We start from the raw sequence: 12,217 nt of genomic DNA, 5'->3' as shown, positions 1-12,217 counted from the left end.
CCCGATGACCCTCCTCCGCCACCGCGTCCTCCCCATCCTCACCGTCCTCCTCGCCATCCTCATCGTCTGGCACCTTTGCGTCATCTACCTCAACATGCCCTTCGTCCGCGATCAGGCAAACCGCGCCGGCCAGACGCCGAGCTTCATGGAGCTTCTGCCGCAAACCTTCGCACAGGAGCGCCCGGTTCTCCCCGCCCCGCACCAGATCATCGCGGAACTGTGGGACACCACCGTCAACAAGGCGATCACCTCCAAGCGCAGCCTCGTTTATCACGCGGGCGTCACGCTTTCGGCCACGCTCCTCGGTTTCGCCATCGGCGCGGTGCTCGGCATCCTGCTTGCCGTCTCCATCATCCACAATCGTGCCATGGACCGCTCGGTCATGCCGTGGATCATCGCCAGCCAGACCATTCCAATCCTTGCCGTCGCGCCGATGATCATCGTCGTCCTGAATTCCATCGGCATTTCCGGGCTGTTGCCCAAGGCGCTGATTTCCACCTATCTCTCGTTCTTCCCGATTGTCGTCGGCATGGTGAAGGGCCTCAGAAGCCCCGAAACCATCCAGCTGGACCTGATGCACACCTATAATGCCTCGCCCGCACAAATCTTCTGGAAGCTGCGCTGGCCGTCTGCCCTGCCCTATCTCTTCACCTCGCTGAAGATCGCCATCGCGATTGCGCTGGTCGGGGCCATCGTCGGCGAATTGCCGACGGGCGCCGTCGCCGGTCTCGGCGCGCGTCTGCTCTCCGGCTCCTATTACGGCCAGACCGTGCAGATATGGGCAGCGCTGTTCATGGCCGCCGGTGTGGCCGCCATTCTGGTATCGATCATCGGCATCGCCCACGCTGCCGTCCTCAAAAGAATGGGAGCGCGGCCATGACAAATCCCGTCTGGTTTATTGGCGCAATCCTGTTCTGGCTTGCCGCCTGGGCCTCCAACGAATGGCTGGTGCGCCACACCTTCGCATCACAGTCGGCAAAGCGAATGAGCCGCATGGCCGTACCGCTTCTCTTCGGGCTGGCCATTCTCGCGCTTTGGGAAGGTGTGGTGCGCGGCTTCTCCGTCCCACCCATCCTGTTGCCTGCCCCGAGCGCCATCCTCGCCCGCCTTCTCGGCTCGCTACCGATCCTCTGGGCGGATTTCCGCCAGACCTTCCTCAAATCGGTGCTGACGGGTTATGTGCTCGGCTGCGGCCTCGGTTTCATCGTCGCCATCCTCATCGACCGCTCGCCTTTCCTGCAACGCGGGCTTCTGCCCATCGGCAATTTCGTCTCCGCCCTGCCGGTCGTCGGCATCGCTCCCATCATGGTCATGTGGTTCGGTTTCGACTGGCAGTCGAAAGTGGCTGTCGTCGTCATCATGACGTTTTTCCCGATGCTGGTGAACACGGTTCAAGGGCTTGCTGCCTCCAGCCACATGGAACGCGACCTGATGCGCACCTATGCCGCAGGCTGGGGGCAGACATTGCTGAAACTGCGCCTGCCCGCCGCCTGGCCCTTCATCTTCAACGCCCTGAAGATCAATTCCACACTGGCGCTGATCGGCGCCATCGTCGCGGAATTCTTCGGCACGCCCATCGTCGGCATGGGTTTTCGCATCTCGGCGGAAATGGGCCGCAGCAATGTCGATATGGTCTGGGCAGAAATTGCCGTGGCGGCGCTCGCAGGCTCAGGATTTTATGGTCTGGTGGCGCTCATCGAGCGCGCCGTCACCTTCTGGCATCCGTCCGTCCGTGGGGGACGAACGTAAATAACGAAAAAGGGAACAGCGATGAAAATGAAACTTGCCTCCATTCTTCTTGCCGGCGCGTCACTTCTGAGCGCATTTGAGGCTCAGGCTGCCGACAAGATCACCCTGCAGCTGAAATGGGTCACCCAGGCGCAGTTCGCCGGTTATTACGTCGCCAAGGACAAGGGCTTTTATGAAGCCGAAGGCCTCGATGTCGATATCAAGCCGGGCGGACCGGATATTGCGCCTGCGCAGGTTCTGGCCGGCGGTGGCGCGGATGTGATCGTCGACTGGATGCCATCGGCACTCGCCACCCGCGAAAAGGGCGTGCCGCTCGTCAACATTGCCCAGCCGTTCAAAACGTCAGGCATGATGCTGACCTGCCTCAAGGAAACCGGCATTACCAAGCCGGAAGATTTCAAGGGCAAGACGCTCGGCGTCTGGTTCTTCGGCAATGAATATCCGTTCCTGTCGTGGATGGCGCACCTGAAAATCCCGACCACCGGCGGCGCGGATGGCGTCACCGTCCTCAAGCAGGGTTTCAACGTCGATCCGCTGCTGCAAAAGCAGGCCGCCTGCATTTCCACCATGACCTATAATGAATACTGGCAGGTCATTGATGCCGGCATCAAGCCGGAGGAACTCGTCACGTTCAAATATGAGGACGAAGGCGTCGCAACGCTGGAGGACGGGCTCTACGTTCTCGAAGACAAGCTGAAGGACGCCAAGTTCAAGCAAGACATGGTCAAATTCGTCCGCGCTTCCATGAAGGGCTGGAAGTGGGCGGAAGAACACCCTGACGATGCAGCAGGTATCGTTCTTGAAAATGACGCCTCCGGCGCCCAGACCGAAAAGCACCAGAAGCGCATGATGGGCGAAGTCGCCAAGCTGACCGCCGGCTCGAAGGGCGCGCTGGACAAGGCGGATTACGAGCGCACCGTCAAGACGCTGCTCGGCGGCGGTTCCGATCCCGTCATAACCAAGGAGCCGACAGGCGCCTACACCACTGAAATCACCGATGCGGCGCTGAAATAGTCACGTCGACGCCGAAAACATGGAAACGCGCGGCCATCACCGCGCGTTTTTTTGCTCGCTGGTGACCCGTTTGATGAATTACAACACTCGGCCATATACAAAAATGTATATCAACCCTCGAGGCTATGCGGATTGATTTGTATAGCAACAACAATTAGAGTCCCCGCCAACAAGACTGCCGAATTTGATCTTGTAAAAAAGCACGAGGCAAAGGTGCTTAAGATTCGCGTTGAGGGGCGTTTGAATCGGGAGGATCGAGAAGGAAGTATTGTGATCCCTTGTTTCACATTCGTTGCCGCATGACCTTTTAAAACACGCCTTCAGGCTGAAGGACATGCGATCGAATATTGCGCGAGCCAAGACACATGCAGCATAAAGTCACGTTTAACCGCTTTGTTTTCCTTCTTCTTTCCGCAACGGCCCTGCCATTTTCGGCCGTGGCCGAGGGAGAAGTGCCGGAACCGGTCAAACAGCAGAACCTGCCTTCCATCATCGTCGCGCACGCCGCAACACGCGATCTCGTGGACCGCATCATCGCCACCGGTACCATCAGGCCCGTGGACGAAATTTATGTACAGCCGCTGGTCGACGGCCTGTCGATCGACGAACTGAACGTCGATATCGGCGACAGGGTCGAGGCCAATGCGGTTCTGGCCGTGCTTTCCTCGGACAGTCTTCTCCTGCAAAAAAGCCAGCTTGAGGCCAACAGGGCCAAGGCGCAGGCCGCCGTTGCGCAATCCAAGGCGCAGGTTCTGGAGGCTGAGGCCAACAAGGCCGATGCCCTTCGCCAGCGCGACCGCGCCGCCAAGCTCGGCCAGAGCGGTTCCGGTTCCGTCTCCGAGACGGAAAAAACCGAGGCCGCTGCCCAGGTTGCGCAGGCACGCCTTGATGCCGCCAAACAGACCGTTTCCGCCGGAGAGGCAGACATCAAGGTCGTGGACGCGCAGATTGACGACATCAATCTGAAACTGACGCGCACGGGTGTGAAAACCCCCGTCACCGGTATCGTTTCCGCCAAGAATGCCAAGGTCGGCGCCATCGCCAGCGGTGCGGGAAACCCGCTTTTCACGATCATCAAGGACGGCGCGATCGAGCTCGTCGCCGATCTTTCCGAGACCGACATCCAGCGGGTGAAGGCCGGCCAGAAAGCTTTCTTGACGGTTGCCGGCGGAGCCAAAAAAATTGAGGGCAAGGTGCGTCTCGTTTCGCCGACCGTCGATCCGGCCACGCGCCTTGGTTCCGTGCATGTTGTGCTGCCGACGGACAGCCCGGCACGGTCGGGCATGTATGCCAGCGCGGAGATCATCGTAAAAGAGACGAACGCGCTTGCGCTGCCGCTTTCGGCCGTCACCTCCGGGCGTGAAGGCTCGACCACCCGCAAGGTGGAAGGCGACATCGTCAAGCAGGTGAAGATCGAGACCGGCATTGAAGACAGCGGTTTCATCGAGATTGTCAGCGGACTTGCCGCTGGTGACAAGGTTGTCGAGAAAGCTGGAGCATTCGTGCGTGATGGTGACCGGATAAGACCGGTGGAAGCCCAGACGGCTGCGTCCAACTGACTGAGGGAATGAAATGAACTTCTCCGCATGGTCAATCCGTAACCCGATTGCGCCGCTTCTCGGCTTCGCGCTTTTGATGTTCCTCGGCATCCAGGCCTTCAACGCCCTGCCGATCACCCGTTTTCCCAATATCGACGTTCCCGTCGTTGCCGTCACCGTGACCCAGAGCGGCGCTTCGCCGTCCGAGCTGGAAATGCAGGTGACGAAGGAGATCGAAGACGCTGTCGCCGCCATTAGCGGCGTCGACGAAATCCAGTCGACCGTCACCGACGGACAATCCCTGACAACCGTCGTCTTCCGCATCGAAAAGCCGACGGAAGAGGCGGTTCAGGACGTCAAGGACGCTATCGACAAGATCCGCAGCGATCTGCCATCCGACATCGAAGTGCCTGTTGTCAGCAAGATCGACGTGGAAGGCCAGGCAATCCAGACCTTTGCCGTCTCCTCGCCGAACATGACGCTGGAAGAACTGTCCTGGTTCGTGGATGACACCATCAAGCGTTCGCTACAGGGCAAGTCCGGCATCGGCAAGGTCGACCGTTATGGCGGCGCCGACCGCGAAGTGCGCGTTTCGCTCAGCCCCGAAAAGCTCGACGCCTACGGCATCACCGCAAGCGAAGTGAACGGCCAGCTGCGCGGCACCAATATCGACCTTGGCTCCGGCCGCGGCCAGGTTGGCGGCAACGAACAGACGATCCGCACGCTCGGCGACACCCGCGATGTCACCCAGCTTGCCAACACCACCATCGCGCTCTCCAATGGCCGTTTCGTAAAGCTCGCCGAACTCGGCACCGTCACGGACACCTATGAGGAGCAGAAGTCCTTCTCGCGCTTCAACGGCAACCCCGCCGTTACCTTTGCGGTGTTCCGCTCCAAGGGCGCCAGCGAGGTTTCGGTCGCCAAAACCGTGGCCGAAAGCCTCGATCAGGTCCGCAAGGACCATCCCGACGTCGCGATCCAGATGGTCGATGACGCCGTCTACTTCACCTATGGCAACTATACGGCAGCGCTCGATACGCTGATCGAAGGCGCGGTCCTCGCCGTCATCGTGGTTCTGCTGTTCCTCAGGAACTGGCGCGCTACCCTGATTGCCGCCGTGGCCCTGCCGCTCTCCGCGATCCCGACATTCTGGATCATGGACATCATGGGCTTCTCGCTCAACCTCGTCAGCTTCCTCGCATTGACGCTCGCCACGGGTATTCTCGTGGACGACGCCATCGTGGAAATCGAGAACATCGCCCGCCACATCAAGATGGGCAAGACGCCGTATCGCGCCTCGCTGGAAGCCGCAGACGAAATCGGCCTTGCCGTCATCGCCACCAGCTTCACCATCATCGCCGTCTTCGTACCCGTGTCGTTCATGCCAGGCATTCCCGGCCAGTACTTCATCCAGTTCGGTCTGACGGTCGCCTTCTCGGTGTTCTTCTCGCTGGCGGTCGCCCGTCTCATCACGCCCTTGATGGCCGCCTACCTGATGCGCGCCGAAGACGCGATGGATGACCATGCCGACAATGACGGCTGGCTGATGAAAGCCTATACGCGCATGGTTTCCGCCACCACCTCCAAATGGTGGGCGCGTTACCTGACGCTGGTCGGCGCCATCGGCTTCCTCATTGCTTCCGTCATGCTTCTAAGCCAGGTGCCGGGCAGCTTCCTGCCACCGGACGACGCCTCGCGCGTAACGCTTTCGGTGGAACTGCCGCCCAATGCAACGCTGGACGAGACAGACCGGACGACGACCGAAATCTTCCACGCCATCCGCGATATCAACGGTGTGGAAAGCGTCTTCATCCTCGGCGGCGCCTCGCCCAAGGGCGATCTGGAGCTTCGCCGCGCCACCGTCAACGTCATTCTCCAGCATATCGACCATTCGCTGCTGAAAACCCTTGTCAACAAGGGTCTCGGCTCGCTTCCGCTTGTCGGCCAATATCTTCCGAAGATCGAGGAAAAGGGCCGTGTCCGTCCGCAGTGGGATGTTGAGCGGGATATCTTCGCCAAGGTCCACAGCATTCCGGATGTACGCATCATCAAGCTGAACGACCGCGCGGAACGCGAACTGAGCTTCAACTTCCTCTCGTCCAACGAGAAGGATCTGAACGACGCCGTCGGCATTCTCGAAAGCCGCCTGCGCGCCTCGCCCATCCTTGCCAATGTCAGCTCGGAGGGAGCGCTTCCCCGTCCTGAACTGCAAATCCGCCCGCGCAAGGACGAGATCGCCCGCCTCGGAATCACGCCGCAGCAGATTTCGCAGACGGTGCGTGTCGCCACCATCGGTGACATCGACGCACAGTTGACGAAAATCTCGCTGGACGACCGGCAGATCCCGATCCGCGTGCAGGCATCTATCGATACCCGCCGTGACCTCGCCACCATCCGCGCGCTGAAGGTCAAGACCGCATCCGGTTCGCTGGTGCCGCTCTACAGTGTTGCCGATATCGACTATTCGGAAGGTCCAAGCTCGATCAAGCGCAACGACCGTAACCGCGTCGTCTCCATCGGCTCCGATGTACCGTTCGGCACAGCGCTCGATACGTCTACGGCGGAGTACAAGCGGATCGTTTCGGAAACCGAACTGCCGGCAAGCGTTCGCCTTGCCGAAAGCGGCGATGCCAAGGTGCAGGGCGAAATGCAACAGGGCTTCGTCAACGCCATGCTGCTCGGCCTGCTTCTGGTGCTGGTGGTGCTTATCCTTCTGTTCAAGGATATCATCCAGCCCTTCACCATCCTGTTCTCACTGCCGCTCGCCATTGGCGGCGTGGCTGTGGCGCTCATCATCACGCAGAACGCGCTTTCCATGCCCGTTCTCATCGGCATTCTGATGCTGATGGGTATCGTGACGAAAAACGCCATCCTGCTGGTGGACTTCGCCATTGAAATGCGCCGGCACGGCATGGAACGGGTGCATGCCATGGTCGAGGCCGGCCGCAAGCGCGCCCGCCCGATCATCATGACCTCCATCGCCATGTCGGCGGGCATGTTGCCCTCGGCACTTGGCGTCGGCGAAGGCGGCTCCTTCCGCGCGCCGATGGCGATTGCGGTGATCGGTGGCATCATCGTCTCCACGGTGCTGTCCCTGATCGTGGTCCCCGCCTTCTTCCTGATCATGGATGACCTGTCGCGCCTGCTCGCCCACCTCTTCGGCCGCTTCGTCGGCAAGAAGGAAGAGGAGGAAGAGTCGCTCTCCAACGAAAAACTCTCGGAGATCGCCCGCGAAAACAGCCTGGCGCTCTCCTCGCTGGAAGCGCGCGTCGCCGGCATGGAAAAAGGCTCCGGTGAAAAATCCGGTGACAAGGGCAGCAATATATTGCGGTTGCCGCCGCTCGCTGCCGAGTGAAAGTTGAAACGCCGGGTCCAGTGCCCGGCGTTTCCTTTTGTGGTGAGTTTGCTTGGTCGCGACTGCGTTGCGGCTGGCTTCTTCTCCACGTAGGGGAGAAGAGATAGGTCGCACCCACTCGCTCCACATTTCCCTGCTCCACGCACACCAACGCCAAACCCATTTGATCGAAATCAATTCGCTTTTCAGGTGAACTGCTAATCTCCCTCGCATCGGGAATTGCCGGTCGAAGGATAATGCGATGAGCTCTTTTCAGATAGGCGTGAGGGAAAAGGAACATCCCCGGTTTCGTATCGCTTCGGACAACCCGGCAAAAGGTTTGAGCGGGAGCCGGATGGACGTGAACAAGACCGTAAAGCTGAGCAACAGGGACAGGAACATTCTGCTGCGCGTGCCCCTGATAGGGATTGCGGATGAAGCGGCGGCGTTGAAACTGATGGAGGCGGCGACCGTCACCAATCTCAATGCCCGCCATGTGCTCTTCAAGGAGGGCGAGGCAGCGCAATATTTCTACTGCGTGCTGTCGGGCTATGTCCGCCTTTACCGGCTGGACAGGCACGGGCGCGAGGCGGATGTGCGTGTCAGCGGTCCGGGCGATACCTTCAACGAATGCCTGATCTTCGGCAGCGACAGCTATCGTTACAGCGCGCAGGCGGCGGAAAGCTGCACCGTGGCGCGTTTCGAGCTGGCAAGAATCCGCAGCCTTGTGGATCAGGAACCGGCAATCGCCAAGGCCGTGATGCGCTGCCTCTCCAACAGCCTGCTCGGCACCATGGATTGCATTGCCAACGACCGGCTGCAAACCGCGCCGCAACGCGTTGCCCATTACCTGATCAATCAGGGACCGCGCGACGCTACGTCCTTTTCGCTGCGTCTGCCGTTCCAGAAAAGCCTGCTCGCCGGCAAGCTCGGCCTTGCGCCGGAAGCGCTGTCGCGCGCTTTCTCCGCACTGAAAAAGGCGGGCGTCACCGTTCGCGGCCGCATCGTGCAGGTCAATGATGTCGCGGCGCTGAAGCAGATTTGAAGAAGTACCGGGGAGAGGAAGAGGACGGGACGCCTACGGGTATCCCGTCCTCTAATTTTTTGTCGAGCAGGATATCAGACCGGCTGCGGCACGAAGCGGAAGCGATCGCCCTTTCGCTCGACGCGGAAAAACCCACCAAGATGGCCGCCGGAAACCAGCCAGCCGTGATCGGCAACCTGGGCCAGCGCATCGAGACGTGTCGAGTATGCAGTTTCGGAATCGATATCATAGACGAAACCGATACCCGGATCGTCCGCCTGCAACGCGCTAACATGCAGCACATCGCCCCACAATAACAGCCGGTCATCGCCATTACCGATGAGATAGCCGGTATGGCCAGGCGTATGGCCGGGCATGGCGATGGCTTCCATACCCTCGGCAATCCTGCCAGTTGGGATTGGCCGCAGCATGGCCCCACAAATGTCGAGCAGCCGGGCGGCAATATCGAAGGCGCCCTGCCTCGCTGCCGGCAATGTCTTGCGCGCATCCTCGCTGGTGAAAAAGGCAAGATCGGCCTCGGGCACCCATATGTCCGCATTGGGAAAATAAGGCCGGTCGCCTTCGATAAGTCCCAGCGCATGGTCGCCGTGAATATGGGTGAGGATAACACGGCTGACATCATCAGGCTGGATCCCAGCGGCAATCATCCCCGCACGGGCATGGCCGTAGGTCGGCCCCCAGGCCGTGCCGCAACCGGTGTCTATCAGCGAAATACCATCAGGCCCTGACAGCACAAAACAGTTGACGTCCATATCCACCGTTTCGCCCTCATGCCCGGCAAGCGCCGCCGCCAGCGCATCCGCGCCCTGCCGGTGGATGAGGTGGCCGACAGGCGCCTTGTAGACACCATCGACAAAACGGGAAACGTCATAGGGACCAAAACGGAGGGGCGTGGTCATGTCTCAGAGACCGCCCTGCTCTTTCAGGAAACCGACGATGCGATCGACACCCTCGCCGCGCTTCATGTCAGTAAAGACGAAAGGCATGGCATTGCGCATGCGGGTGGCATCACTGTCCATCACCGTCAGATCAGCGCCGACGTAAGGGGCAAGGTCTTTCTTGTTGATGACCAGCAGGTCCGAGCGGGTGATGCCCGGCCCGCCCTTGCGCGGAATTTCCTCGCCCTGACAGACGGAGATCACATAGATGGTGATATCGGCAAGATCGGGCGAGAAAGTCGCCGCAAGATTGTCGCCACCGGATTCGATGAAGACAACATCGAGATCGGGAAAGCGCGCATTGAGACCGGCAATCGCCTGCAGATTGATCGTCGCATCCTCACGGATGGCGGTATGCGGACATCCGCCCGTCTCCACTCCAACGATACGCTCGGACGGCAGCGCCTGCATGCGCACCAGCGCTTCCGCATCTTCCTTGGTGTAGATATCGTTGGTAACGACGGCGACGGAGTAATCGGCGCTCATCGCCTTGCAAAGCTTTTCCGTCAGCGCGGTCTTGCCGGAACCGACCGGCCCGCCAATGCCGACGCGCAGCGGACCGTTGCCCGATTTCATGCCCGATGTCACAACCATGTTCCCTTCAATATGCTTTGATGTTGTCCCACCATAACGCTTCGCACGACCGCTTCAAGGGCGGCAATGCTGCATTGCGGCGAGATATTCAGGAGCGGAAAAGCCGCGTTCCCTGCATCTCGTGCCGCATGGTCGCGGTGTCGGCGATAACAGTGGCGCTGCCGAGATCGTCGAGCGTGGATTGCACGGCCCGTGCCGCCATTTCGCCGATTGTCGCCTCGCTTGCAGCGAGAATGGCAACGCCATCCTTCTGCCCCGCGACGCCGAGGCGGATACCGGCGGAGACGATCTGCGAGACACCGGCATGCAGGAATGCGGCAACCGTTTCCCGAAGCGGCACGCCATGCCCTGCCGCCACCGCACCTATGGCAACAGGATAAGGAACCTCTTTCGGCAACAGCTCAAGAACCGCGTTCGGCCAGGCGCCGGCGGCGGCAACGAAGGCATCGCCGAGGAGCACCGTCTCGCGGTAGCGCTCCGCAGAACCGGCGAGCGCGCGAGCCAGATCCGCCGCTTCACTCAGGGCGACGGCGTCCGTTCCATTACGCCAGGCATCAGCCAGAAATACCGCATCGTTCCACAGACTGCCGGAACGCAGAAGCACCTCCACCCAGCCGTAAAGGCCGGCGGCATCACTGACGCGCCGGTCCTCCACCGCCTTTTCAAGGCCGCCAGAATAGGAAAAGCCGCCGACAGGAAAGGCCGGCGACATCCAGGCCATGAGCCGCAGCAGCGCGGCAACGCCGCGATCTTCGCTCATGTTTCAGCCATGGTCGTGATGGTGACCATGGTCATGCCCGTGCCCGTGACCGTGACCGTGGGAATGGCCGCCATGGGCGTGGTAAGCACCGCGCGCCGGCTGGAAAGGTTCTTCCACATCACGCACTGTGGCGCCAAGGCCTTCCAGCATGGCGCGGATCACGTGGTCACGCAGGATGAGAATACGCTCCTCCTCGATCTGCGCCGAAAGGTGCCGGTTGCCCAGATGCCAGGCAAGCTCGATCAGGTGAAGACGGTCCTTCGCCTTGATTTCGAACAGCTTTTCGTCCGCAGCGCGAACCTCCACCAGATCACCGTTCTCCACCACCAGCAGGTCGCCATGGGCAAACAGCACAGCTTCCTTCAAATCCAACATCACCATCTCGTCATTCTGCAAATGCAGAAGTTTGCGGCGCAGATGCCGCTGGTCATGCGCGAGAGTGACATAACCGGAAGGTTCGTCGGCTGGAGTTCCGGCGGGGTGATAGGACGTGACGCGCAGCATGGGATGATCCATTTCAGAAACAGTCTTGGGGTTCCGATTGTTGACGGATAGCCAGGCCGATTTCAAGGCGTGTTTTCAGGTCGAACGCGTCTCGGAAAACGAAAAAGCCCGGCATCGCTGCCGGGCCTTGTCAAAAAAAGCAAACCGCAATCAGGCCGCAGCGCGGCTCTTCAGGTTTTCCAGAATGTTCTGCGGCGAGGAAACGCCGTAAGGGTCGGTATCGCTATTGTCGCAATAGCCCTCTTCCTCAAACCACTGCTCCACCAGACCGTCGTTGATGACGGCGGCGTAACGCCAGGAGCGCATGCCGAAACCGAGATTGTCCTTGGCGACCAGCATGCCCATCTTGCGGGTGAACTCGCCCGAACCGTCAGGAATGACCTTGACGTTTTCGAGGTTCTGGCCCTTTGCCCAGGCATTCATCACGAAGGCGTCGTTGACCGACAGGCAATAGATTTCATCGACGCCGAGCGCGCGGAATTCGCCCGCGAGCTTTTCGAAATCGGGAAGCTGGTAGGTCGAGCAAGTCGGCGTGAAAGCGCCGGGCAGCGAGAAAAGAACGACCTTTTTGCCCTTGAAGTAGTCGTCGGAGGTCATGTCCTGCCAACGGAAAGGGTTGGGGCCACCAACGGCCTCGTCGCGAACACGCGTGCGGAAGGTAACGGCGGGCACTTTTTTGCCGAGCATGTCTTGTCTCCTGATCTGTCTTCAATTTTCTGGCGTTTTGCACGGATCGCTTGG

At 60.2% G+C, this 12,217-nt stretch carries 11 protein-coding genes; 6 read left to right on the top strand and 5 right to left on the bottom strand.

Features of this window, described 5'->3' with window-relative positions; genetic code table 11:
• The first annotated feature begins 4 nt into the window (after positions 1–4).
• The 6 genes from F617_RS0109230 to F617_RS0109205 all read left to right on the top strand — a co-directional run bounded on the left by F617_RS0109230 (position 5) and on the right by F617_RS0109205 (position 8,680).
• Positions 5–880 (top strand): ABC transporter permease, encoded by an 876-nt coding sequence (locus tag F617_RS0109230; protein ID WP_019565125.1) that lies wholly within the window; start codon positions 5–7, stop codon positions 878–880.
• Positions 877–1,749, top strand: coding sequence for an ABC transporter permease (locus F617_RS0109225; protein WP_003513877.1), 873 nt, complete (start codon positions 877–879; stop codon positions 1,747–1,749). Before F617_RS0109230 ends, F617_RS0109225 begins: the two co-directional genes overlap by 4 nt.
• A 21-nt stretch (positions 1,750–1,770) precedes the next feature.
• Entirely contained in the window at positions 1,771–2,763 is a 993-nt protein-coding gene (locus tag F617_RS0109220) for an ABC transporter substrate-binding protein (RefSeq protein WP_019565124.1), read from the top strand.
• Between the two features lie 365 nt (positions 2,764–3,128).
• Positions 3,129–4,322, top strand: a complete 1,194-nt coding sequence (locus tag F617_RS0109215; protein ID WP_003513881.1) for an efflux RND transporter periplasmic adaptor subunit — start codon at positions 3,129–3,131, stop codon at positions 4,320–4,322.
• Positions 4,323–4,335: 13 nt separating this feature from the next.
• Positions 4,336–7,656, top strand: coding sequence for an efflux RND transporter permease subunit (locus tag F617_RS0109210; protein WP_019565123.1), 3,321 nt, complete (start codon positions 4,336–4,338; stop codon positions 7,654–7,656).
• 334 nt (positions 7,657–7,990) lie between these two features.
• On the top strand, positions 7,991–8,680 hold the full coding sequence (locus tag F617_RS0109205) for a Crp/Fnr family transcriptional regulator (protein WP_019565122.1): 690 nt from the start codon (positions 7,991–7,993) through the stop codon (positions 8,678–8,680).
• A gap of 74 nt (positions 8,681–8,754) precedes the next feature.
• Here the strand turns inward: F617_RS0109205 and F617_RS0109200 are convergent, their stop codons facing one another.
• The 5 genes from F617_RS0109200 to F617_RS0109180 form a co-directional block, all read right to left on the bottom strand.
• Complete coding sequence (locus F617_RS0109200) at positions 8,755–9,579, bottom strand: MBL fold metallo-hydrolase (RefSeq protein WP_019565121.1); 825 nt, start codon at positions 9,577–9,579, stop codon at positions 8,755–8,757.
• A 3-nt stretch (positions 9,580–9,582) separates the two neighbouring features.
• Positions 9,583–10,194, bottom strand: a complete 612-nt coding sequence (gene ureG / locus F617_RS0109195; protein WP_013636707.1) for an urease accessory protein UreG — start codon at positions 10,192–10,194, stop codon at positions 9,583–9,585.
• A 106-nt stretch (positions 10,195–10,300) separates the two neighbouring features.
• Positions 10,301–10,972 carry an urease accessory protein UreF gene (locus tag F617_RS0109190; protein WP_019565119.1) on the bottom strand — a complete coding sequence of 224 codons (672 nt, stop codon included), beginning with the start codon at positions 10,970–10,972 and terminating at the stop codon, positions 10,301–10,303.
• Positions 10,973–10,975: 3 nt separating this feature from the next.
• Positions 10,976–11,476, bottom strand: a complete 501-nt coding sequence (ureE, locus tag F617_RS0109185; protein ID WP_026330756.1) for an urease accessory protein UreE — start codon at positions 11,474–11,476, stop codon at positions 10,976–10,978.
• A gap of 150 nt (positions 11,477–11,626) precedes the next feature.
• Positions 11,627–12,163, bottom strand: a complete 537-nt coding sequence (locus F617_RS0109180; RefSeq protein WP_013636710.1) for a peroxiredoxin — start codon at positions 12,161–12,163, stop codon at positions 11,627–11,629.
• Positions 12,164–12,217 lie beyond the last annotated feature (54 nt).

This window comes from Agrobacterium sp. 10MFCol1.1 (assembly GCF_000381165.1).
GTDB lineage: Bacteria > Pseudomonadota > Alphaproteobacteria > Rhizobiales > Rhizobiaceae > Agrobacterium > Agrobacterium tumefaciens.
This window is presented reverse-complemented; position numbering and strand designations above follow the sequence as displayed.

Excerpts from the sequence above, each read along its gene's own strand:
- F617_RS0109230 (WP_019565125.1), top strand. The coding sequence starts at position 5 with ATGACCCTCCTCCGCCACCGCGTCCTCCCCATCCTCACCGTCCTCCTC.
- F617_RS0109225 (WP_003513877.1), top strand. The coding sequence starts at position 877 with ATGACAAATCCCGTCTGGTTTATTGGCGCAATCCTGTTCTGGCTTGCC.
- F617_RS0109220 (WP_019565124.1), top strand. The coding sequence starts at position 1,771 with ATGAAAATGAAACTTGCCTCCATTCTTCTTGCCGGCGCGTCACTTCTG.
- F617_RS0109215 (WP_003513881.1), top strand. The coding sequence starts at position 3,129 with ATGCAGCATAAAGTCACGTTTAACCGCTTTGTTTTCCTTCTTCTTTCC.
- F617_RS0109210 (WP_019565123.1), top strand. The coding sequence starts at position 4,336 with ATGAACTTCTCCGCATGGTCAATCCGTAACCCGATTGCGCCGCTTCTC.
- F617_RS0109205 (WP_019565122.1), top strand. The coding sequence starts at position 7,991 with ATGGACGTGAACAAGACCGTAAAGCTGAGCAACAGGGACAGGAACATT.
- F617_RS0109200 (WP_019565121.1), bottom strand. The coding sequence starts at position 9,579 with ATGACCACGCCCCTCCGTTTTGGTCCCTATGACGTTTCCCGTTTTGTC.
- ureG (WP_013636707.1), bottom strand. The coding sequence starts at position 10,194 with ATGAAATCGGGCAACGGTCCGCTGCGCGTCGGCATTGGCGGGCCGGTC.
- F617_RS0109190 (WP_019565119.1), bottom strand. The coding sequence starts at position 10,972 with ATGAGCGAAGATCGCGGCGTTGCCGCGCTGCTGCGGCTCATGGCCTGG.
- ureE (WP_026330756.1), bottom strand. The coding sequence starts at position 11,476 with ATGCTGCGCGTCACGTCCTATCACCCCGCCGGAACTCCAGCCGACGAA.
- F617_RS0109180 (WP_013636710.1), bottom strand. The coding sequence starts at position 12,163 with ATGCTCGGCAAAAAAGTGCCCGCCGTTACCTTCCGCACGCGTGTTCGC.